Origin of the sequence: Martinezella dioscoreae (assembly GCF_009176305.1) — a bacterium.
GTDB lineage: Bacteria > Pseudomonadota > Alphaproteobacteria > Rhizobiales > Rhizobiaceae > Rhizobium > Rhizobium dioscoreae.
Window position 1 is genome coordinate 12,032 of the sequence record NZ_BLAJ01000018.1, and the last position, 21,121, is coordinate 33,152.

Consider the following 21,121-nt stretch of genomic DNA (forward strand, 5'->3'; position numbering starts at 1 on the left):
GCTCCGCCGCCGCATGTGCGTTCTATTTCTTGGCCAGGAATTTCTGCTGGGCCTTGGTCAGATAATCGGCCCATTGGTCGGCCAGATCCTTCGCCGAGATATCGCCGAGCAGCGCCTGCTGCGAGGTCTTGATGGCGAGGGAATCCTTGAAGAAGGCGAATTCCTCAAGATAGGTCGGCATGACAGTGGGCACGGTGTCCTTGTCGGCCAGTTCCTGGAACCAGCCCTTGAACTGATCGCCGGCATAGAAGGGGTCCTTTTCCGCGGCCGTATAGGCCGGCAAGGCGCCGATCTTCTTGTTCCATTCCAGATTGCCTTCCTTGCCTTCAAGGGTCGCGATCAGCTTCCAGGACAGATCCTTGTTCTGGCTTGTCGCGAACATCGACCAGCCGGCATAACCGATGGTCGGGAAGGACTTGCCATCGGGACCCTTCGGCAGCGGCGCTACGCCGAAATCATCCTTCTTCATGCGCTCGGCGACTGCGATCAGGGCGTCCGGATCCTGATCGAGGAAGGCGCAGGTGCCGGAATAAAAGCCGGCAACGACTTCGTTGAAGCCCCAGTTGACGCTATCTTTCGGCGCATAACCCTTCTTGTAGAGATCGACCATCCATTCGATGCCCTTGGCCCAGCCGGGGCTGTTCATCGTCGATGTGCCGTCATCCTTGAAGTACTTGTTGTCGCCGGCCATGGAGGCGGCAAAGATCATCCAGCCGTTGAGACCACCCGGACCGCCGCGCATGCAATAGCCGTATTTGCCGGGCAGCTTGGAGATCGCCTCGGATGCCTTGACGAATTCGTCCATCGTCTTCGGCGGCTCGGCGACGCCGGCATCCTTCAGGATCTTCTTGTTGTAGAACATGGCGCGCAGATAGAAGCCGTAGGGCAGCATATAGGCGGTGTTCTTGACATCCCGACCGAGCTGAAGCGCGCGGGGCGTCAGTTCACTCGTATGTTCCCACTTGGCGAGGTATGGCTCGAGGCTTTCGAGCATGCCGTTATTGCCGTAGAGCGACAGCCAGGTATCAGGCATTTCCATCACGTCGGGCGTATCGCCGGCCGAGACCATGGTGGCGAATTTCTGGAAGGCCTCATTCCAGGGCAGGGAGATGATGTCGACCTTCGTACCTGGGTTCGCGGCTTCGAACTTTGCGACGATCGACTTAAGCGTCTCGGTGCGCTCCGGGCTCGTGATGACTTCCACGAGCTTCAGAGTCGTATCGGCAAAGGCGGTGCCGCCCATCAAAGCGGTAAAGAGTGCTGCCGTTATCAGTCTTTTCATGTTGGTTCCCCTTTTTGGATTTTCCTCTCAGATTGACGATGTCACGAGGCGGCGGCGATTGCCTCCTCGAGTTCCTTCCACAGGGCCTCGGTTCCTTCGAGGCCGATATGGAGACGTACGGAGCGCGGATTGATGCCAAAAGTATGCGCCGAATTCGGCTGCGCCTTCTGCTGCAGCACGACTTCGCCCGGCACGATCAGGCTCTCATGTCCGCCCCAGCTCACACCCAGCTTGAAGAGCGTGAGGCGATCGGCAAAGGCGCGGATATCGACGCCCTCGCGGAAGATGAAAGAAAACAGGCCCGAGGTGCCGTTCAGGCCGGATGGCAGACGGTTGGCCAAGCCCGGATGGCAGACCTGCTCAACGACATCGAGCTCCTGCAGACGTTTGGCGATGGTCAGCGCCGCCGCCTCATGTGCCTTCATGCGAATCGGCAGGGTGCGAAGGCCGCGGATCAGGAGCCATGCGTCGAAGGGCGAGAGCTTGCCCCCGAGATAGGGGTAGGCTTCGGCTTTCAGGCGAGCGATCATCTCCTTCGAGCCGGCAACGACACCCGCGACCACGTCGCTGTGCCCACCGAGATATTTGGAGGCGGAATGGATGACGAGATCGACGCCGAGCTTCAGCGGCTGCTGGAAGTAAGGCGTGGCCCAGCTGTTGTCGATCATGGAGACGACGCCGTGCTGCTTGGCGAGTGCAGCGAGCGCGCCGACATCATGCGCTTCCATGACCCAACTCGTCGGGCTTTCCATGTAGAACACCTTGGCGCCGGGAAGCACCTTAGCGACCGCTTCTTCGTCGCGACCATCGACATAGGTCACGTCCACCTTCATGCGCTTTAAAACCGTGCCGAAGAGGCGGAAGGCATCGGGATAGACATGCTTGACCGCAACGATCCGATCGCCCGGCTCGACAAAACTCAGCACTGCAGATGAGATCGCCGCCATACCGCTGGCAAAACCGAGCGCATCCTCGCCGCCCTCCAGCTTCGCCAGCATCTCCTCGAACATGCGCACCGTCGGGTTGAGACCGCGCGTATAGATCGGCCGCACCTTTTCGCCGCGATAGGAGGCGATCATCTCGTCATAGTTCGAGAAGGTGAACAGCGACGTCTGGAAGATCGGCGGTACGACGGCTTCGGCAAAATTGCCGTCGTCGTGAGCTGTAATAAGGGATGCAAGTTCGAACGGCTCTAGCCCGTCGGTCATTGGGACATTTCCTTGATGTCTTCCTCGACGACGTCGAGAATTTTCAGCGTTTCGGCGCGCGCAGCCTCGGGATCCTGGTCGACGATCGCGTTGAACAGCGTGCGGTGATAGGGAAAGGACCGGCGGGCAAAATCCTGCCGATCGAAAGGATGCTCCCAGAAGCGCTCGAAGGTTTCGCGCATCTGTTCGAGAAGCTGTCGGAACAGCGGGTTATGCGTGGCGTCATAGACGGCAAGATGGAAGGCAAGATCCTCAGGCCCGGATGTGCCCTTGGCCATATGGACGCGCTCCATCTCGTTGAGTTTCTCTTCGATGATGACGAGGTCTTCGTCGGTGCGCTTTCTCGCAGCCACCATGCCGGCCTCGCATTCAATGCCGCGGCGGACCTCCAGCGTCTGCAGCAGCGCATCGCGCAGATGTGACGGGTTGAAGGAAAGCGGCATATGGATCGTCGCCTTCGAAACAGGCTTCAGCAAATAGGTGCCGCTGCCTTTGCGCGTCTCCATGACGCCGAGTGCCTGGAAATAGGTGATCACCTCGCGAATGGTGGAGCGCCCCACGGAAAGCGCGGTCATCAACTCGCGCTCGGTCGGAAGCCGGTCGCCTGCCTGCAGCTTGGACGATTCGATGAAGGTCGACAGCGCCTCGATGACTTGCTGCGTCCGATCGATGGAAGGAAGAGGGGTAAGCATGGGTTTCGTCATGGGATGATAAATTGGTCTGACATCTGCCATCAGGTCAATATCTTTTTCTTGGCGCGGTCGTTTTTCCGGCCCTTAAATCTTTAAGGGCGCAAAGCGAGCGGCAACGAAGGTTGTTTGCGGCCTTCAAGAGCACTGGCAGCGCTGATAGAAGGAACGTGTTGTGAGTCCCGGGCTGGAAGAGAATGGCCGCAAGAGATCGATATTCACGGAAGCTGGAATGCGCGAAATGCGACCACACCGGCTTCGCCGAAGTTTCCGAAACTGACGATCGTCGAGCGACGAACCGCGATTTCAAGATCGACGAGATGCCGCGCGGCTTTTCCACGGAACGGCCATCGACTGATCCGCGCAAGCATATGGTGCGCTGCCGGTGCGGCTCGGTATTTCCTTTCGAGCAGGACACGATTTATGCACCAGGCGGCGAGCCGCGGCGCAGCAAAGCATAGGCCGAAAAGAAAAAAGCCCCGCACAGGCGAGGCTAAGCTTGTGCCGCTCCGGGGAAATCGGAAGCGACGCGGCATTGTCTAACGGTCGTCTTCTCTCCCGGCTAGGTCAGTTTTACCGATAGCGGTACGCTCAAGTAAAAAAGCTCTTCATTCGTGAAATGAGATTGGTTTCCAGGCTCTCTCCTAGTGGCTGCAAAGATGCGAGGAAACTATCGTGCCGTGCAATATATTCAGCCAGCGTTCATTTTCCCACGGGCAAAAAGGCAATCACCGCAACGCCTTGCGGTCGTCGAGGCCCGGCTTCTATTGGTTTTCGAGCCTGGTTGCCGGGCCTCGCAGATACTGAAAAACTCGGATACCCACATGCGATTGCTTCGCGCCTTCATCGATTGGATACGCCGCAGACGGCGGCCGGAACAGGAAACGATCCAACATTCCGCCGACGACCCATGGGTTCTGCAGCAGATCGAGAAATTCGAGAGAGAGTTGAAGCGCTAGAGCGGTTCAGGTTTTCACGGAATACCCGAACCGCTCTAACTCTTTGTTTTCACGCAATTCCGGACGGAAAACCGCTGCACACTTTTCCTGGAGTTGCTCTAGCAGGCTCACCGATTCGTAGTCCTGGTGCCTGATCAGCGCCGCAGGACGGTCCCATCTTTGGCGACGAGTTTGCCCGCCTTGTAGACCGCGCGTCCTTTCGGCACCGCGACGACCGCCTCGGGAATATGCTCCGCCTTCAAGGTAACGAAGTCGGCTTTGGCGCCGATCTTCAAGCCATAACCCTCCAGGAGCAGGGCCTTGGCGCCGCTTTCCGTCACGACATCGAAGGCAACCTTCAATTCTTCGTCGGTATAGAAGCCGGACCGATAGCCGATCATCATGGCGCGACCCAGCATGTCGCCGTCGCCATACGGCCACCAGGAGTCGCGAATATTGTCACTGCCGCTGAAAACAGTGACGCCGGCAGCCCGAAGCAGGGCGACGGGCGGGAAGGTATGGGCGCCGGGTGCGTTGGTCATGATGGAGACACCGCTCTCGGCGATCAGGGCCGCAGCGCGCTTGGCCGCTTCGATCGAGAGATCGCCAAGTCCGTAGGCGTGGCTGATCGCGACGTGCCCGCCCATGGAAAGCTTACGCGTGCGGGCGCAGATTTGCTCGATGGTGAAGAGGCCGAGCGTGCCGCCGTCATGAAGATGGATGTCCACATCGACGCCATGCTTCTCGGCGACGCCGAAAACCACATCGAGATGTTTTTCGACATCGCGGTCAAAGCTTGCCGGATCGAGCCCGCCCACAAGGTCAGCTCCCAAGGCGATCGCCTCGTCCAAGAGCTTGGGCGTGCCGGGGCTCTTCAGAATGCCGCTTTGCGGAAAGGCAACGAGCTGGATGTCGATCAGGTCGCGGTATTCTTCGCGCACGGCAAGCACGGTCTCCAGCGATTTCAGTCCAACGGAACCGTCCACCATGACATGACTGCGCATATGCGTGCTGCCGTTGGCAATGCAGAGTTCGAGCTGGTTTCTGGCTCTTTCGTCCATCGGCGCGGCCTGCGCCATGTTTTGCGCCTGGAAGGCAACACGTTCGTGGACGTCGAAGCCGTTGGTGCACGGCTTGTGCGGTATCCAGGCATCACCGTAAAAACTGGTATCGAGATGAATATGCCCTTCGACGAAGCCCGGCACGACGAGGGCGCCTTCAAGGTCGATGAGCTGGGAGGCAGAAATCGGTGCTCCAGTCTCGGTAATCAACACGATCCGCCCGCCCGTGACGCCGATGTCCTTGATGGAACCGTCGGCAAGTTTGGCCCGGGTAAAGAGAGTTTCGATCGTGCTCAATTTTTTCTCCATGAATCGATGGCCACCGGTCGCGCGCGAAATGCCTGGGCAGCGGATGTCCTACCGCTCGAAAGCCTCTTTCAGGCCGAAGCTTTTGCGCTCACGTAGGTCAAGATCGGCTTCGATATGCGCGATATGATGCAGCATGAGATGACAGGCCGTGTCGACATCCTTGCGCTCCAGCGCGGTGATGATGTCCCCATGCTCGGAATGGCCGCAACTGGAGGCGCTTGACTGTCCATAAAGTGCAATCACCAGCGAGGAGCGAGCAACAAGCTCCTCCATGAAGCGCTGCATGATGAGATTGCCGGAAATGGCCGCCAGCATCAGATGGAAGTCGCCTGAGGCCTTGATCTCGGCCCGGCGCGCGGATTGACCCCGCTCTCCCATAAGGCGGCCTTCTTCCACGAGGAGCTGCCGGAGCTGTGCGAGCTGGGCCGCGGTGATGTGTTCGGCCGCCGATCGCACTATCCCCGGTTCGACCAGGCGGCGCGCGGCGAATATCTGTCGGGCTTCCTCTGGCGATGGATAGGCGACGAAAGCGCCTCGGTTTTTCTCGACGCTGACGAGCCCTTCATAGGAAAGAGCCTGCAGGGCAGCACGTGCCAGTGTCCGGCTGACGTTGAAGAGAGCGCCAACATCGCTCTCGGACAGTTTCGTGCCCGGTGCGAGCCGCCGCTCCACGATCGCGTCGCGAATGGCCTCGCGGATTTGTTGCGCGCCGCTATCGGTGGCGTCGCTGGGCGTCAAAAGCGCATCTGTTGAAGAGTTCATGATCGGTAGCCTGAGTAACTGGCTGCAATGATAGACAGGTTTCGCGCGGAAGTTAAACGAAATCTGATGCAAATAAGCCGGTAAAATGTATACAATATTTTGCATAAATCGCGCACAATAGCCTATTTCCTGTGCAGATTCCTAATTGCCTATCAGAAGGCAAAATTTATTTACGGAGAAAAAATTCAGAAATTCCAGCCGGTTAGTCAACCTCCGACAAAACTGGCACGATTGATGCAGTGTCTTTCCCAAACCAAAGGGGAAGATGATGTCGAAAGCGGCAGAGATCGATATAGTGTCCGTTTCGAAGGTCTACGGCACGACCACGGCTGTCCATGCGATCAGCCTGAAGATACCGGCGGGTTCCTATTGCTGTTTCCTCGGCCCCTCCGGCTGCGGCAAGACATCGACCTTGCGCATGATTGCTGGTCACGAGGGGATTTCCTCCGGCGATATCAGGCTCGGCAATACCGTAGTTACCGATTTCCCGCCCGCCAAACGCGGCACGGCGATGATGTTCCAGTCCTATGCGCTGTTTCCTCATCTGGATCTTATCGACAATGTCGCCTTCAGCCTGAAGATGAAGGGCGTTGCCAAGGAAGAGCGCCGCGCAAAGGCGCTCGAAATGCTGAAGCTGATGCAGATGGAAGCCTACGCCACACGCCGTCCGGCCCAACTTTCAGGCGGCCAGCAACAGCGTGTCGCGCTTGCCCGCGCCCTGATCACCGATCCGGAAGCGTTGCTGCTCGACGAGCCACTTTCGGCGCTCGATCCCTTCCTGAAGATCCGCATGCGCGCAGAACTGAAGAAGCTGCAGAAGTCGCTCGGCATCACTTTCGTCCATGTCACGCATAGCCAGGAAGAGGCGATGGCGCTTGCCGATATCATGGTCATCATGAATGACGGCCGGATCGAGCAGGCAGGCTCGCCGCGGGAGGTGTTCGAACACCCCGCAACGGCCTTCGTTGCCCGCTTCATGGGTGATCATAATGTCTTGTCCGGCCGCGTAACGTCGAGCGAAGAAGGCTTGATCACCATGACCGTGCCTGAAGGGCAGGGCTTCTCGGTAAACGGGTCAGGTCGGGCCGTCGGCGAAGCCGTCGATATCGCGGTCCGCACCGACCGCGTCCGGCTTTCGCCGCCATCGGACAAAGGGCTGGGCTTCAACGGCGTCGTCTCCAATATCGAATATCGCGGCGCAACGCTGAAGATCACCGTTATCGGTGCTGGCAGCGACGATTTCACCGTCATCGCAAGCAATGACGACGATGCGACTAAATCGCTCACCGTTGGCGATGCTGTCTCACTGAGTTGGGCTCAGGAGGATGCAATCCTTCTCGGCCGTATATCCGCATGAAAATCCGAAGCATTAAAAAAGGGGAACTGACATGACGACTGAAACCAGGACTGAGAAGACCACGAAGGGCATTTCCCGCCGCTCGCTGCTGAAGACCGGCGCTGCCGCTCTCGGCGCTATGGCCGGCTCCGGCGTAATCACCGGTTTTCCGACCATCTGGGCACAATCGAACATCACGCTGCGCCAGTTCGGTACCGGCGTTTCGAACATCAATGCCATTGCGGAGAAGTGCAAGGCCGATCTCGGCATCACGCTCGAGATGACCGCGACCGATTCCGATGCCGCCGCGCAGCGTGCGGTGACGCAGCCGAACAGCTACGACATCGCCGACATCGAATACTGGATCGCCAAGAAGGTCTTCCCGACCGGCGTCTTGCAGCCGATGGACGTCAAGAAGCTGAAATATTACGACAAGATCGTGCCGCTCTTCATCACCGGCAAGCTGAAGCCGGATAGCGTTATTGCGCAGGGCACGGCGCCGCACACCGTCGGCTTCGTCGAAGGACAGGGCTCCAAGAAGTTCGCCAAGGAGCCGACGCAGTGGATGACGATGGTTCCAACCATCTACAACGCCGATACGCTCGGCATCCGCCCGGACCTCACCGGCCGTCCGATCAACAGCTGGGCCGACATTCTCGATCCTGCTTTCAAGGGCAAGACCGCGATCCTCAACATCCCGTCGATCGGCATCATGGATGCCGCGATGATCATGGAAGCCGCCGGCAAGATCAAATATGCCGACAAGGGCAACATGACGAAGGCGGAAATCGACAAGACGATCGACTTCCTGATCAAGACCAAGGGCGATGGCCAGTTCCGAGCCTTCTGGAAGTCCTTCGACGAAAGCGTCAACCTGATGGCATCTGGCGAAGTGGTTATTCAGTCCATGTGGTCGCCTGCGGTCGCTGCCGTCCGCTCCAAGGGCATTGCCTGCACCTTCCAGCCGCTCAAGGAAGGCTATCGCGCCTGGGGTGGCGGTCTCGGCCTTGCCTCGCATCTCAAGGGTGCGCAGCTCGACGCGGCTTATGAATATATCAACTGGTACACCTCCGGCTGGGTCGGCGGCTATCTCAACCGCCAAGGCTACTATTCCGCCTGCATGGAAACGGCCAAGAACTTCATGTCGGCCGATGAATGGGGCTACTGGATCGAGGGCAAGCCGGCGCAGGGCGATATCCTCTCTCCGGAAGGCAAGGTCATGGAGAAGGCCGGCGCCGTTCGCGACGGCGGTTCCTTCGAAACCCGCATGGGTGCGGTTGCATGCTGGAACTCGGTCATGGATGAGGACCGCTACATGGTTCGTCGCTGGAACGAATTCATCGCTGCCTAAGCTGCGATCGATCACTTCCTCTCCCCGTCCGATACGGGGGGAGGATCCTATCAATGGAGAAGCCGGACCATGGCGACAATCGCTTCCTCGGATGCGGAGCAGGAAACTCAAAAGGCCCGACGCGGTTTAGCCGTGCCCGGCTGGGCGGTTGCTTATCTGCAGGCAACGCCGCTGTTTCTCATTCTCGGCTTCTTCTTCCTGTTACCGATCGCCATGATCGGCGTCGTCAGTTTCTGGGATTATGATTTCGCTGGCCTTTATCCGGCATTCCTGACCACGAATTATACCGATACGCTCGGTTCGTGGGTTACATGGAAAACCTACCTCAACACATTGAAATTCACAGCAATTGTCTGGGCGCTGACGCTCTTCATCGGCTTCTGGGTCGCCTATTTTCTTGCCTTCCATATTCGTCGCACCTCGACGCAGATGATCCTTTTCCTCGTCTGCACCGTGCCCTTCATGACATCCAACATCATCCGCATGATCTCGTGGATACCCGTTCTCGGGCGCAACGGGCTGGTCAATTCGACGCTGATCGAGATGGGCCTCATCCCGCAGCCGATCGAATGGCTGCTCTATTCCGATTTCGCCGTCGTGCTCGCCATGGTCCATCTCTATACGCTCTTCATGGTCACTCCGATCTTCAACACGCTGATGCGTATCGACCGTTCTCTGTTTGAAGCCGCGCGCGATGCCGGCGCCAGCGGATGGCAGGTGTTGTGGAATGTGGTGATCCCGCTTGCCAAGCCCGGAATGGCGATCGGCAGCATCTTCGTCGTCACGCTCGTCATGGCGGATTTTTCCACCGTGCAGGTGATGTCGGGCGGCCAAAGCGCATCCATCGCGCTGATGATGAAGAACCAGATGTCGCTGCTGCAATATCCGGCCGCAGCCGCGAATGCGGTGGTGCTGCTGATTGTCGTGCTGCTGATGGTTGCCGCCATCCTACGTATCGTCGATATCCGCAAGGAGCTCTAGGATGAACCGTGAAAAGCGCAGCCTGGAATTTTATGTTCTCGCGATCTTCTTCACGATCTTCGTGTTGTTTCTCTATGGTCCGCTGTCGGCGGTCATCATCCTGTCGTTCCAGGGGCCGGATGGCGGCTTGACCTTCCCGTTGAATGGCGTCTCGCTGCATTGGTTCGCCAATCTTTTTGAGAAGCAGGCGGTGGGCGATTTCGGTGCCTCGTTCCAGCGATCGCTGATCCTCGGCGTTATGGTCATGATCGTCACCGTCGTTGTGTCGCTGCTGGCCGGCCTTGCCTTTCGCCGCCGCTTCCGTGGCTCGACGTTTCTATTCTATGCCACCGTTGCGAGCCTCGTGGTGCCGTCCATCATCATTTCGCTCGGGATCGGCGTCGTCTTCCAGCAGGGTGGCATTGCGCCGGCCTGGTATTCCTCTGCCTTCGGCGCGCATCTGACCTGGACCTTGCCTTTCGGCGTGCTGATCATGTTTGCCGTCTTCAACCGGTTTTCGCCGGCCTATGAGGAGGCCGCTCGCGATCTTGGCGCCAGCTCCTGGCAAACCTTCCGTCATGTCGTGCTGCCGATGATTGCCCCGAGCCTGATCGGCGTCGGCCTCTTCGGCTTCACGCTGTCTTACGACGAGTTCGCTCGCACCCTGATGACATCGGGCACCTACAACACTCTGCCGCTCGAGATCTACGGCATGACGACCAACGTCACGACGCCGGTGCTCTATGCGCTCGGGACGGTGACGACGCTCTTCTCCTTCACCATCATTTTGCTGGCGCTTGCGGTCATGACCATGCTCGGCCGCCGCCAAGCCAAGAAAAGTTGAGATCATGCGCCTGCTGCTCCTCAATCCGAACACCACCGTTTCCATGACGGAAAAGGCGGCGATCGCTGCGCGCGCCGTAGCTGGCCCCGGTACGGAGATCATCGCCGCCACCTCGCAGATGGGGCCGGCTTCGATCGAGGGCTATTATGATGGAGCTATTGCCGTGCCGGGCATGCTGCGCGAACTGAGGGAGAGGCAGGCTGAAGGCTATGACGCCGCGATCATCTGCTGCTTCGACGACACCGGCCTGGAGGCCGCACGCATGTTCTGCGACGTTCCGGTCGTCGGTCTCTGCGAGGCGGCCGTCGCGACGGCCGGCTTCCTGGCACAGCGCTTTAGCGTGGTGACGACACTCGAGCGGTCACGCATCCTCATCGACAACCTCGTCCATCGTTATGGCATGGGTTCACGGGCAAAAGTTCGCGCCTCCGACATCCCTGTCCTCGAGCTTGAAGATTCGTCTTCAGGTGCAATCGGAAAGCTGCGGGCGGAAATCGAGCGTGCGCTTGCCGAAGATGGAGCAGAAGCCATCGTCCTCGGCTGTGCCGGGATGACCGATCTCGCAAGAGAACTGCAGTCGATCTACGGCGTCCCGGTCGTGGATGGTGTCGCCGCAGCGGTCAAGCAGGCCGAAGCTTTGGTGTCCCTGGGACTATCCACCAGCAAGCGCAGTTCCTACGCCTCGCCATTACCAAAGCCTTTTTCAGGGGCAATGCAGGATTTTGCACCGGCACCGGTATTGGCCTAATCTCATCACAATCCAACAGTACCACCTCCAATGATCGCTAAGCGTTGCGATTGGCATATCTTCGCTGCCGGGACTACAATGTCTCGGTAAATAACGAGAGTCGTGGATTTGGCACAGAGAGCCGGCAAAGCTGATCTTCCCCTGCATGGCGGACGCGTACCGCGCTGGCTCGGCGATCGCATGACGCGCCTGGGCGCCGTCATCACCGAAGCGATCGTACAGCATTATGGGCGTGACGAGCTCTTTCGCCGTCTCGCCAATCCCTTCTGGTTCCAGTCCTTCGGCGCCGTCATGGGTATGGATTGGCATTCCTCGGGGATCACAACGAGCGTTCTCGGTGCCTTGAAGCGCGGCCTGACGCCGCTTTCGGGCGAGCTCGGCATCCATGTCTGCGGCGGCCGCGGCGCGCATTCGCGCAAGACGCCGGACGAGCTCATCCATATCGGCGATCGCGTCGGCCTCGACGGCGCGTCCCTTGCCATGAAAAGCCGGCTGATCGCGAAGGTGGATAGCGCAGCCGTGCAGGATGGCTTCGATCTCTATCTGCATGGTTTCATCGTCGCCGATGACGGCAAGTGGGTCGTCATCCAGCAGGGCATGAACGATGAACGGCGGCAGGCGCGGCGGTATCATTGGCTATCGGAGGGTTTGACGAACTTCCTGGATTCGCCACACTCTGCCATCGAGGGGCGCGAGCAGGGCGAGATCATTAATCTCGCCGATCGACGCGCCGGCCACTCCCGCGACGGTCAGCTGGATTTGCTCGCTTCCCTGGGGCCGGATAAAATCGTCCGCGAATTCAACGCTCTGGAAGGGAAAGTTCCAGCAATCGGCAAACAAGAAGCGCAACCGATGCTGCCATATCTTATCATGCCGGCACATCACGACGTGCGTCAGGAAGATGTGAACATGCGGCGCCTGCACGGAAATCTTGCTGCGGCTGCCGATCGTGGTCCGGTGGATTTCGAGGATCTGCTTCTGACGCCCGGCGTCGGCGCACGCACTGTAAAGGCTTTGGCGATGGTCGCTGAAGTCGTTCACGGCGCACCTTGCCGCTTCTCCGATCCCGCGCGCTTCTCGCTCGCCCATGGCGGCAAGGACCGGCATCCCTTTCCGGTGCCGCTGAAGGTCTATGACGAGACCATCAATGTGATGAAATCGGCGGTCAGGAAAGGGCGTCTCGGTCGCGACGAAGAATTGTCTGCGCTGAAGCGCCTGGATGACCAATCGAGAATACTGGAGCGCTATGTCACCGGCCCCGATCTCAAGGAGATCGTAGCGGGCGAATTCGACCGCTCCTTCTCCTATGGCGGCCGCAGCGTTTTCGGCTGGGAGCCTCCCGTGGACGCCGAGGACGATGGTGCCGAGGGCGGCCTCCGCTCTTCGAAGAGCTAAGCCGGGTACGGCAGAAGGGAGCGGCTTAGTGCCGCTCCATTATCGGCTCATGGCAGCGTATAGCCGATCACATAGTCGCCTGGTTTTGTTCCCACAGAACCGTGACCACCGGCCACCATGACGACATATTGCTTGTTGTCGCTGGCGGTATAGGTCATCGGCGTTGCCTGGCCACCCGCCGGTAGACGCGCCTGCCAGAGTTGTCTCCCGGTCGTCACGTCATATGCCCTGAGATAATTATCCACGGCTGCCCCCAGGAATGCTACTCCGCCCTTGGTGACGATCGGCCCGCCAATGCCGGGAACGCCGACCTTGAAGGGAAGGGGCAGCGGCGTCATATCGTGAACGGTGCCGTTCTTATGCTTGTAGGCGATCTTGCCGGTCTTCAGATCGACACCGGCGACATAGCCCCAAGGCGGTGCCTGACAGGGGATGCCGAGCGGACTGACGAACGGACCCATATAGACGCCGTAGGGTGAACCTTCGTTTCGGTTCAGGCCTTGTTCGCTGCCCTTGTCGCCGGCTCCCTTCGGCGGGATCTCGGCGCGCGGCACGAGTCTCGAGGTGAAGGCGAGATAAGTCGGCATGCCGAACATGATCTGCCGTTCGGGATCGACGGCGACGCTGCCCCAGTTGAAGGTGCCGAAATTGCCGGGGAAGATGATGGAGCCGCGCAGCGACGGAGGCGTGTAGCGGCCTTCATATTGATGCTGATGGAAGGCGATGCGGCAGGCGAGCTGATCGAACAGCGAGACGCCCCACATGTCCTTTTCCTGTAAGGGCGGCGGCGAGAAGGTCAGATCGGAAATCGGCTGTGTCGGTGAGGCGTGATCTTCCGGAATGGTGCCGCCGGGAGCGGGAATTTCCTTGAAGGGAACGATCGGCGCGCCGGTGCGGCGATCGAGCACGTAGATATCGCCCTGCTTGGTCGAGGCGACCAGCGCAGGAACCGTGCTGCCATCGGCCTTGGTCAGATCGACGAGCACTGGTTGGGCAGGCACATCCATGTCCCAGAGATCGTGATGGACGAATTGCTGCACCCATTTGAGCTGGCCGGTATTGATATCGAGCGCCACAACCGAGGAGGAGAAGCGTTCGACATTGGCGCTGCGGCCCATGCCAAGCTGGTCGGGCGTCTGGTTGCCAAGCGGAACATAAACCATGCCGAGCTTTTCGTCGGCGCTGGAAACCGACCAGCTATTCGGTGAGTTGGTCGTATAGGTCTGCCCGGCAGGCAGCGGCGCCGTCTGATCGGGATTGCCCGAATCCCAGTTCCAGAGCAGTGCGCCCGTCCGGGCATCGAAGGCGCGGATGACGCCGGATTGCTCCTGGGTGGAGTAGTTATCGTTTACCGCGCCGCCAATAATGATCTTATCGGCGACGATCACGGGCGGTGAGGTCGAATAATAATAGCCCGCCGGATTGTATTTCATGCCGGTTTCAAGATGCAGGGTGCCCTGATTGGCAAAACTCGGACAAACCTTGCCGTTGGCGGCATCAAGCGCGATCAGCCTGGCATCCGAGGTCGGCAAATAGACGCGATCGGCACACGGCGCGCCTGCGGCAACTGCCGTGTCATGGTAATAGGAAACGCCGCGGCAGGTCTGATGCTGCCGGTTGGGGTTCATGCCGGCATTGGCATCGTAGCGCCATTTTTCCTTGCCGTCCGTCGCACCGATGGCGATCGCCAGGCTATGGGGTGTGCAGATGTAGAGCGTGTCGCCGATCTTCAGCGGCGTGACCTGATAGGTCGTCTCGCCAATGTCGTCGGGACGCTTCACATCGCCGGTCTGATAGCGCCAGACTTCCTTGAGGTTCGCGACATTCTGCGCATTGATCTGATCGAGGGGCGAATAACGTTGGCCGAAGGAGGTTCTGCCATACTGATGCCATTCGCCATCGGGCACATCGCCGCCCATCGGGGCATTTGCGGCTGTTGCCGTCGGCAAATCGCCGGAAAGATCGTGCGGATCGGTCGTCATCGAATAGACGGCCACGAGGATGGCGATGATCAAGGGGATCGCGAGCGGCCAGGGATTGGCCCCGTAGTGAACGCCGTCCAGGCTGCGAAAGCCCAGCGGGCGCCGGACCCATGGCGTCAATAGCCACAGACCGATCAGAATGATCAACCCGCCGCGCGGGCCGAGTTGCCACCAGTCGAAACCGACCTCCCATATCGCCCATCCAAGCGCTGCCAGCACGAAGATCGCGTAGAACCAGAGCGCGGCGGCTTTCCGCGTATAAAGCAGGATGGCGGTTACCAGGAAGGCAAGACCGGCCAAAAGATAAAAAAGGCTTCCACCGAGCAGTGCAAGCCACAGCCCACCGCCGCCGAGCGCCAGACCGATAAGTGCGAGGATGATCGATGTGATTACGAGGGCCATGATCTGCTCCAATCTAACCGTCGATGAGACAGTGATTACTCGAAGGCTTGCAAACTCGCGCGAGGTCCCTCCGGACCTCGACGGCTGGCTATAACGAAATCGGTGTCTGTAGTTTCGCCGGCAACGAGAGGAGCCACGCCCAGGGCGATTTGGATCGGTTCATCAATCCCCCTAATCAAATCAGAGACTGAACGTCACGATTGCGAGAATGTTCCAATCCACTCACCCGTTCAAGCTTTAGGATCTGTGGACTGATTTGATTAACGAACGTAGTTAATTTTTTAACAATTGTTGAGATACTAATGGAACAGATATTGGAATCAAGGGTTTCCGTGCAGAGCCGGAGGACTATAAATGAATATGAAGATCGTGACTGCCCAATCGGAAGTAGCAACCGAGGACACCGGCACTTATCCGGATGGCATGATGGAACGTATTCTTGTCGAGTTTTCCGCAAGCTCCGAACGGCAGCATCGCAAATCTCACGAGCGTGATTACGGCACGCACAAGGTGCTACGGCCGATCCCGGTCGGGCTTGCTTGAGCGACCGGAAACGCGCTTTCGCTAGATGTAGAGCGGCGCCATTCGCCGCCATGCGCCTGCCTGATGGGCGCGCCCATCCCATACATGCAGCCGATGATCGATCCGCTTGTCGGCTAGCAAGTGGCTCAGATACCGATTGTTGTCGAGGAAGGGATCGGCATCTCCGATCGCCATCACGATGTCGATCTGGCGCAGGCTCTCCAACCGCCATTCGCAGGCAAGTCTCGGCAGAAAATGCGTCGGGGTGTGAAAATAGATATCGTCGTCGTAATAACCGTCGAATAGATCCGTGAAGGATTCGACATTCGTCGTCAGGTCGTAACGGCCGGAAAAGGCGACCAGCTTGCGGAAGAGGTGAGGGTGGCGAAAGACCAGGCTTGCGGCCTGGAAAGCGCCGAGGCTGCAGCCGTGAACGATGGTGCACTCGTGCCCGTTCTTCTGCGCCATCAGTGGCAGGACTTCGTTGAGAATATATTCCTCGAACGCATTATGTCTGCGAATGCGCTCGGCCGGATGGCGATGGAAACCGTAGAAGGTTTCGGTTGCCAGTCCCTCGATGCAGTAGAGCTGAAGCTGTCCGGCATTCAGCTTGTCCGCGAGGCTGGCGACGATGCCGACCTGCTCGTATTCCCAGAAGCGACCGTCGCGGGTGGGAAATACCAATACCTTGGCGCCGGCATGGCCGAACACCAGCAACTCCATGTCGCGATGCAGCCGAGGACTGTACCAGCATAGGTATTCGCGGTTCATAGCACCTTGAAGAATTGCCCGACCTTGTCTCGCAGAATCGCGTTCTGCTGCTCGCCGCCAGCATAATCGAAGTGACCGGCATCCAGAATGAAGGTTTCGTTAAATTTCTGCAGCGCATTTGCGACAGAGAACTGGCAGGGTGGTGCGACTGCGGGATCGAAAAGCGCGGGTGCGACAAGCATCGGCACGGTGATGCGCTGCGCGGCGATCGCGGCATCGAAGAACCGCAGTGTCTCGAGAACGCTGCCGTGCTTTTGCTGATAGGCCTGAACCGATTGGGCGCTGCCGACGGTTGGCAGTGTCAGCCATAGCTGCCGGTGGCCAAAAGTCGGGACGATGAGATGGCCGCGCCTGATCCGCGCATCGAAAGGAATTGCCAGGGCACCGATGCCGCCACCGAAACTGATGCCGCTATAGCCGATATGGCCGGCAAGCCAGGGATAGAGGGTCTCCAATGTCGAGACGGCGAGCCAAATGTCTTCCACGCAGCCGCCGATGACATAGGTATCGCGGCTTTCGATGCCGCAAAGGACATGGCCCGACGCATCCGAGGGGATTTTCGGGCTGGCGCTGAGGGAGAGCCCGCGGCAGCAGGGAAAAAGGATCGCCGTTTCTTCCACCGGCCAATCGAATTCCGGTTGGTCTCTTCCGCCATATCCGTGTCCGACAACGAGGCCGCGCCGCACCTGTCCGCTGCGGGGAATGAGCAGCCAGCCATTGATCTGAAATAACCCTGTCGACGCGTAGCCGATATCAAAGACGTGCCAATTGTCGTGGCGCAGCTTGCTGTGGCGAAGCTTGGGTTGCGGATCGACGGCGAGAGCCGCCCTGTAGCGCTGCTGCCAGAAATCGTCGAAGCCCGCCGGGGCTTCCGGCGTCTCTATCGCCTGCAACTGTGCAAGCTGCATGCCATAGGTCGGATCGAAATCGAAGGGGTGGGATGTCGGTATGCTCATGGCAGATATTTCGCGTGAAAGGACGGGGAACGCAAGAATAGGGATGGCCGATCCGCAGGCTTTCGGCGCGGCTTACTCCTGTTCATTCATGGATTTTCTGCTTGGGACGGTCGATGCGATAGAGCACGTGCGGTCGCAGAATATGGCCTGGCGGCACTGTGATGTCATCGAAATCACCGCCCTCGACATAGATCATGCCAATTTTCTCCATCACGCGGCGGGAAGGAATGTTGATCGCCGAGGTATAGCCGATCACGCAATCAGCCTGCAGTTCCTGCCAGGCGAAATCCAGGCAACGTCGGCTGATTTCCGCTGCATAACCCTGCCGCCAATAGCCACGCCCCAGAATCCAACCGATCTCCAATGGAAAATTGCCCGGAACTTCCGGACCAGGGCGTGAAAGACCCGCGCCGCCAATCAGTGCGCCGTCGGCTTTCCGCTCGACGGCCATGAAGCCGAAACCTTCGTTGGCCAACTGCGCGTTGGCTTCATCGATCAGTTCATCTGTCTCGGCAGCCGTGAGCAGGCTCGGATAGTAATATTGCCGAACCTGCGCATCCGCGTTTACGGCTGCAAAAGGAGCGCGGTCGCTATCCTGCCAAGGCCTGAGAACGAGCCGGGAGGTTTCCAGAGTAAGCATCGTTCTCCCAGGGACGAACGGATTGATCTCGATGGCGCGATCGCGCCCAATCTTTGACAGGGCGGCAGGCTGCGCCGTATCTCCATCGATGAATTCATCATGAAAGTCTATATCTGCCTACCGATATTAGCCTCTGTGCTTTCTGCCGCACAGCAGGAAAGATGACGCAAATAGACTTGGTTTGTTGCGAACTGCTGTCGCTTCCTTGCCTTCGTTGAGGTATAGTAGAAGCATGATCAGGGTCCTAACGATACTTGCGGGAATTTCGATTGCAGGCTCCGCAATGGCAGGTCAAATCACTCAAAGCACCTACAATGTTCAGGATTGCTCGAGTGCGGTGGATCAGGTTCTGTCGACGACCAAGGGACGCCTCCTATCCGTCAAGCCACGCGAGAATCGTTGTATCGTGACTGTGATCGTTCCGCATGGCGAGCAACGACCGGAAAAGGTCGTGGTTCGTGTCGACTACGGCAATAATGACAACAGCCAGGAAAATGGCCAATAACCGAAAGCGGTGAAAGGGACCGCGTGAGAAATGGGCGAAGTCATCCAGTTTCGGCCCGCAGCGAGATACGGCAAGCACCTTGATGCGCAGGCTCGCATGGAAAGGGAGCTGCAGCTTCCTCTTGCAACGGCGGACCAATCCACCCGAAAGGCCATCCGCGCGAATCCGCCGGATACGTCGATGGCTCCCAAGTCAAAAATTGGGCTGCCCATTAGCGGCATCGTCATCGTAGTCGGCTCTATCCTGGTCTATGCGCTGGTGATATCCCATGTCGTCGGCCAGCCACATTATTCGGCTCGGGCCAACCTGATGCCTTCGATTTTTCTGCAAAACTAGACTTGCCCGGCAAGAACCGCTTGATGAAGCAGGTTCGCTATCAAGCAGTTGCCATACGCGCCGCGAACGCATTTTCGGCACTATTCTTTCCTATCGCATGCACGGAGCACGACGCCGGCAACCGGCCGCAATATAATTGCGGCTCAAGATCGACAAAACTGTCATCCCGCGCGCGGAAGACTGTCATATCAGGCCGACTGTTCGGATATGCGGACTTAAAGAACATGAGAAAGATTTAAGCCTGTTCGTTAAGTGAAGATTCCATCAAATCTGATGTAATCCGCAATAGACGGTGATTTTGGAGAGCATTTATTGTCGCGGCTTAAAATTCAACAGCTACAATGGATCGGCGCAATAGCTGTTATCATGGTTTGCCTGATGATGGCCGGCTCGACGATTGCCTTCAGCCTGTCGGATTACCTCAACTATAAGCGCGGCGTAATCGAATTCGGCCGTTTTCATACGGCGCTGCATGCGGCCGCGACGATATCGAGAGAGCGCGGTCCTGCAAACAGTCTCATGGGCGCTTCGGAGCGTGAACAAGCGCAATTTGCCGCCGATCTGAAAGCAAGCCGCGAAGCAACCGACAGGGATATCGCCAAGCTTGAAGCGCTCTTTAAAACGGAAATAGACCAGTCCGCGGAAATGCGCAGCGCATTCATGGCGCTTAAGGCTCAGCTGGAGAGCGGCCGTCAGGCGGTCGATGCAGTGGCCGCCTTGCCACGCGGCGAGCGCAGCGGCGCAAAGATCGCAGACGCCATACAGGCGATGTTCCGTGCAGCGGATCGCGCCCAGGATTACCGGGATGTCGCCGGCCGATCGGTCATCGCACTGGCGCCTGAGACAGGCGCCGAAGTCATGCTGACCTCGATGGCCGGAACGCTCAGAGAGCGTGCCGGAAGGCTGGGCTCCTATGTCGTCATAATGCTGGCCTCGCAGGGGCAAGCCCGTTCCCACTATAGAGCTGCGTTCGACAACGAGTTAAACCGGCTTTTTGAAGTGAATGCGCTGCTGAAAACCTATGCGCCCGTTACATTGCAATCTCAGGCTTTGGCAAGGCTGTTGGATCAGGTGACGGTCAGTTACTTTGCCGGAGCGCTGCCTTACGCTCAGCGCGTCGCTTTTGATCCGAATGCGAGCGATGCGCTCACACCCGGAGAGTTCACAGCGAAATACGTGCCTGGTATGAAATCGACCGAGAACCTGCGTGAACTCATCGAAACCGCGGCATTGAATTCTCTTGGAGAAGTACAGCAGAAATCCCTGAGAGCCATGCTGATCTCCGCGCTGCTTGCCGTCATGGCGGTATCGGTTGTGATTGGGTTGGCCTACGTGCTCAGGCGTTCGCTCTTTCGGCCGATGCTGGCCGTCATGCGACAGATCGACGAGATTGCCGTCGGCAACCTTACGACGCCACCACCGATACCTCACGCCGGACGTGAAATGCGGGAGCTGTTCCTGCGTCTTGACCTTTTGCGTGAGCAGCAACGCTTCAAGCGGCACCTGGAAATGGAGCGCAAATCGATGACGGAGGAGTTGAGACGTCTCTCCCAGACGGATGCACTCACTGGCCTTCTCAATCGGCGCGCATTGGAGGATGCGGTGGAGGAATTGCTCGCGACCCCGACAGCGCGCTCCCGAGGCTTTGCAATCATCATGTTCGACATCGACCATTTCAAATCGATCAATGATCGGTACGGTCACGCCGTCGGCGACATGGTGCTGCAAAGGACGGCGCAGATTCTAGGCCCCTGCCTGCGCGCGGCCGATCTATTCGCCCGCTACGGCGGTGAGGAATTCATCGTCGTAATGGGTGACGTCACCGAGGCCTCGGCGCGTTCAACGGCCGAGCGATTGCGGGAAACATTAGCGCAAGCCGTCGTCAGCGATGAGCATGGCTTGAAGGTGACTGCGAGCTTCGGCGTCGATTGGCAGGCGCAATGCATGTTCGAAAATTGGGAAAAGCTGGTCGTCGTTGCGGACAACCGGCTCTATCAAGCCAAGCGCAACGGGCGCAATTTGGTCTGCTCGTCCGAGAAGACGACTGGACAAACGGCAATCTCCGCCTCGAGACGCGGCCAGAGCGGCGCAAGCGCGGCCTGACACGCTTCGCTATGACCGAGA

The 21,121-nt window shown here is 58.6% G+C and carries 21 protein-coding genes; 12 read left to right on the top strand and 9 right to left on the bottom strand.

Annotation, left to right across the window (positions count from 1 at the left end):
* Positions 1-22 precede the first annotated feature (22 nt).
* From GDN47_RS29910 to GDN47_RS29920, 3 genes are read right to left on the bottom strand one after another with little or no spacing between them, the layout of a single operon-like run.
* Positions 23-1,282: an ABC transporter substrate-binding protein gene (locus tag GDN47_RS29910; RefSeq protein WP_113332662.1), complete on the bottom strand. Its 1,260-nt coding sequence runs from the start codon at positions 1,280-1,282 to the stop codon at positions 23-25.
* A gap of 41 nt (positions 1,283-1,323) precedes the next feature.
* Positions 1,324-2,490, bottom strand: a complete 1,167-nt coding sequence (locus tag GDN47_RS29915; RefSeq protein ID WP_113332661.1) for a PLP-dependent transferase — start codon at positions 2,488-2,490, stop codon at positions 1,324-1,326.
* The gene (locus GDN47_RS29920) at positions 2,487-3,182 is read right to left on the bottom strand and encodes a FadR/GntR family transcriptional regulator (RefSeq protein ID WP_113332754.1); all 696 of its coding nucleotides are present in this window, start codon (positions 3,180-3,182) and stop codon (positions 2,487-2,489) included. Before GDN47_RS29920 ends, GDN47_RS29915 begins: the two co-directional genes overlap by 4 nt.
* Before the next feature lie 194 nt (positions 3,183-3,376).
* Between GDN47_RS29920 and GDN47_RS32505 the strand changes: the two genes are divergently transcribed.
* The gene (locus tag GDN47_RS32505; protein ID WP_113332660.1) at positions 3,377-3,640 is read left to right on the top strand and encodes a hypothetical protein; all 264 of its coding nucleotides are present in this window, start codon (positions 3,377-3,379) and stop codon (positions 3,638-3,640) included.
* A gap of 363 nt (positions 3,641-4,003) precedes the next feature.
* The gene (locus GDN47_RS32655; protein WP_257714007.1) at positions 4,004-4,138 is read left to right on the top strand and encodes a hypothetical protein; all 135 of its coding nucleotides are present in this window, start codon (positions 4,004-4,006) and stop codon (positions 4,136-4,138) included.
* A gap of 134 nt (positions 4,139-4,272) precedes the next feature.
* Here GDN47_RS32655 and GDN47_RS29935 read toward each other — a convergent pair whose 3' ends face one another.
* Both GDN47_RS29935 and GDN47_RS29940 read right to left on the bottom strand, forming a co-directional pair.
* On the bottom strand, positions 4,273-5,475 hold the full coding sequence (locus tag GDN47_RS29935) for an amidohydrolase family protein (protein WP_152094838.1): 1,203 nt from the start codon (positions 5,473-5,475) through the stop codon (positions 4,273-4,275).
* Between the two features lie 60 nt (positions 5,476-5,535).
* Complete coding sequence (locus tag GDN47_RS29940; protein ID WP_113351203.1) at positions 5,536-6,249, bottom strand: GntR family transcriptional regulator; 714 nt, start codon at positions 6,247-6,249, stop codon at positions 5,536-5,538.
* A gap of 268 nt (positions 6,250-6,517) precedes the next feature.
* On the opposite strand from GDN47_RS29940, the gene GDN47_RS29945 reads away from it, so the two are divergent.
* The 6 genes from GDN47_RS29945 to GDN47_RS29970 all read left to right on the top strand — a co-directional run bounded on the left by GDN47_RS29945 (position 6,518) and on the right by GDN47_RS29970 (position 12,883).
* Complete coding sequence (locus GDN47_RS29945) at positions 6,518-7,606, top strand: ABC transporter ATP-binding protein (protein WP_152094839.1); 1,089 nt, start codon at positions 6,518-6,520, stop codon at positions 7,604-7,606.
* 31 nt (positions 7,607-7,637) lie between these two features.
* On the top strand, positions 7,638-8,936 hold the full coding sequence (locus GDN47_RS29950) for an ABC transporter substrate-binding protein (protein WP_113332657.1): 1,299 nt from the start codon (positions 7,638-7,640) through the stop codon (positions 8,934-8,936).
* A gap of 69 nt (positions 8,937-9,005) precedes the next feature.
* On the top strand, positions 9,006-9,917 hold the full coding sequence (locus GDN47_RS29955) for an ABC transporter permease (protein WP_145317758.1): 912 nt from the start codon (positions 9,006-9,008) through the stop codon (positions 9,915-9,917).
* Position 9,918: 1 nt separating this feature from the next.
* A complete protein-coding gene (locus GDN47_RS29960; RefSeq protein ID WP_069615545.1) occupies positions 9,919-10,740 on the top strand; it encodes an ABC transporter permease in 822 nt (273 codons plus the stop codon).
* A gap of 4 nt (positions 10,741-10,744) precedes the next feature.
* Positions 10,745-11,488 (top strand): aspartate/glutamate racemase family protein, encoded by a 744-nt coding sequence (locus GDN47_RS29965; protein WP_152094840.1) that lies wholly within the window; start codon positions 10,745-10,747, stop codon positions 11,486-11,488.
* A 108-nt stretch (positions 11,489-11,596) separates the two neighbouring features.
* Positions 11,597-12,883 carry a DUF763 domain-containing protein gene (locus tag GDN47_RS29970; RefSeq protein WP_152094841.1) on the top strand — a complete coding sequence of 429 codons (1,287 nt, stop codon included), beginning with the start codon at positions 11,597-11,599 and terminating at the stop codon, positions 12,881-12,883.
* 47 nt (positions 12,884-12,930) lie between these two features.
* Here GDN47_RS29970 and GDN47_RS29975 read toward each other — a convergent pair whose 3' ends face one another.
* Positions 12,931-15,267, bottom strand: a complete 2,337-nt coding sequence (locus GDN47_RS29975) for a glucose/quinate/shikimate family membrane-bound PQQ-dependent dehydrogenase (protein ID WP_152094842.1) — start codon at positions 15,265-15,267, stop codon at positions 12,931-12,933.
* Positions 15,268-15,621: 354 nt separating this feature from the next.
* Here GDN47_RS29975 and GDN47_RS29980 point away from each other — a divergent pair, with 354 nt between their 5' ends.
* Positions 15,622-15,810, top strand: a complete 189-nt coding sequence (locus GDN47_RS29980; protein WP_113332651.1) for a hypothetical protein — start codon at positions 15,622-15,624, stop codon at positions 15,808-15,810.
* A gap of 21 nt (positions 15,811-15,831) precedes the next feature.
* Here GDN47_RS29980 and GDN47_RS29985 read toward each other — a convergent pair whose 3' ends face one another.
* From GDN47_RS29985 to GDN47_RS29995, 3 genes are all read right to left on the bottom strand, one after another.
* A complete protein-coding gene (locus GDN47_RS29985; protein WP_113332650.1) occupies positions 15,832-16,560 on the bottom strand; it encodes an esterase family protein in 729 nt (242 codons plus the stop codon).
* Positions 16,557-17,516 carry an acetylxylan esterase gene (locus GDN47_RS29990; RefSeq protein WP_152094843.1) on the bottom strand — a complete coding sequence of 320 codons (960 nt, stop codon included), beginning with the start codon at positions 17,514-17,516 and terminating at the stop codon, positions 16,557-16,559. Before GDN47_RS29990 ends, GDN47_RS29985 begins: the two co-directional genes overlap by 4 nt.
* Before the next feature lie 82 nt (positions 17,517-17,598).
* Entirely contained in the window at positions 17,599-18,156 is a 558-nt protein-coding gene (locus GDN47_RS29995; RefSeq protein WP_152094844.1) for a GNAT family N-acetyltransferase, read from the bottom strand.
* Between the two features lie 283 nt (positions 18,157-18,439).
* Here GDN47_RS29995 and GDN47_RS30000 point away from each other — a divergent pair, with 283 nt between their 5' ends.
* The 3 genes from GDN47_RS30000 (at position 18,440) to GDN47_RS30010 (ending at position 21,100) form a co-directional block, all read left to right on the top strand.
* Complete coding sequence (locus tag GDN47_RS30000) at positions 18,440-18,661, top strand: hypothetical protein (RefSeq protein WP_152094845.1); 222 nt, start codon at positions 18,440-18,442, stop codon at positions 18,659-18,661.
* 30 nt (positions 18,662-18,691) lie between these two features.
* Positions 18,692-18,997, top strand: a complete 306-nt coding sequence (locus GDN47_RS30005) for a hypothetical protein (protein ID WP_152094846.1) — start codon at positions 18,692-18,694, stop codon at positions 18,995-18,997.
* A gap of 312 nt (positions 18,998-19,309) precedes the next feature.
* Complete coding sequence (locus tag GDN47_RS30010) at positions 19,310-21,100, top strand: GGDEF domain-containing protein (RefSeq protein ID WP_152094847.1); 1,791 nt, start codon at positions 19,310-19,312, stop codon at positions 21,098-21,100.
* The last annotated feature ends 21 nt before the right edge of the window (positions 21,101-21,121 follow it).

Excerpts from the sequence above, each read along its gene's own strand:
- GDN47_RS29980 (WP_113332651.1), top strand. The coding sequence starts at position 15,622 with ATGAATATGAAGATCGTGACTGCCCAATCGGAAGTAGCAACCGAGGAC.
- GDN47_RS29960 (WP_069615545.1), top strand. The coding sequence starts at position 9,919 with ATGAACCGTGAAAAGCGCAGCCTGGAATTTTATGTTCTCGCGATCTTC.
- GDN47_RS29915 (WP_113332661.1), bottom strand. The coding sequence starts at position 2,490 with ATGACCGACGGGCTAGAGCCGTTCGAACTTGCATCCCTTATTACAGCT.
- GDN47_RS29990 (WP_152094843.1), bottom strand. The coding sequence starts at position 17,516 with ATGAGCATACCGACATCCCACCCCTTCGATTTCGATCCGACCTATGGC.
- GDN47_RS29910 (WP_113332662.1), bottom strand. The coding sequence starts at position 1,282 with ATGAAAAGACTGATAACGGCAGCACTCTTTACCGCTTTGATGGGCGGC.
- GDN47_RS30000 (WP_152094845.1), top strand. The coding sequence starts at position 18,440 with ATGGCAGGTCAAATCACTCAAAGCACCTACAATGTTCAGGATTGCTCG.
- GDN47_RS32505 (WP_113332660.1), top strand. The coding sequence starts at position 3,377 with ATGGCCGCAAGAGATCGATATTCACGGAAGCTGGAATGCGCGAAATGC.
- GDN47_RS29955 (WP_145317758.1), top strand. The coding sequence starts at position 9,006 with ATGGCGACAATCGCTTCCTCGGATGCGGAGCAGGAAACTCAAAAGGCC.
- GDN47_RS30005 (WP_152094846.1), top strand. The coding sequence starts at position 18,692 with ATGGGCGAAGTCATCCAGTTTCGGCCCGCAGCGAGATACGGCAAGCAC.
- GDN47_RS29920 (WP_113332754.1), bottom strand. The coding sequence starts at position 3,182 with ATGCTTACCCCTCTTCCTTCCATCGATCGGACGCAGCAAGTCATCGAG.
- GDN47_RS29950 (WP_113332657.1), top strand. The coding sequence starts at position 7,638 with ATGACGACTGAAACCAGGACTGAGAAGACCACGAAGGGCATTTCCCGC.
- GDN47_RS29975 (WP_152094842.1), bottom strand. The coding sequence starts at position 15,267 with ATGGCCCTCGTAATCACATCGATCATCCTCGCACTTATCGGTCTGGCG.
- GDN47_RS32655 (WP_257714007.1), top strand. The coding sequence starts at position 4,004 with ATGCGATTGCTTCGCGCCTTCATCGATTGGATACGCCGCAGACGGCGG.
- GDN47_RS29945 (WP_152094839.1), top strand. The coding sequence starts at position 6,518 with ATGTCGAAAGCGGCAGAGATCGATATAGTGTCCGTTTCGAAGGTCTAC.
- GDN47_RS29940 (WP_113351203.1), bottom strand. The coding sequence starts at position 6,249 with ATGAACTCTTCAACAGATGCGCTTTTGACGCCCAGCGACGCCACCGAT.
- GDN47_RS29995 (WP_152094844.1), bottom strand. The coding sequence starts at position 18,156 with ATGCTTACTCTGGAAACCTCCCGGCTCGTTCTCAGGCCTTGGCAGGAT.
- GDN47_RS29965 (WP_152094840.1), top strand. The coding sequence starts at position 10,745 with ATGCGCCTGCTGCTCCTCAATCCGAACACCACCGTTTCCATGACGGAA.
- GDN47_RS29985 (WP_113332650.1), bottom strand. The coding sequence starts at position 16,560 with ATGAACCGCGAATACCTATGCTGGTACAGTCCTCGGCTGCATCGCGAC.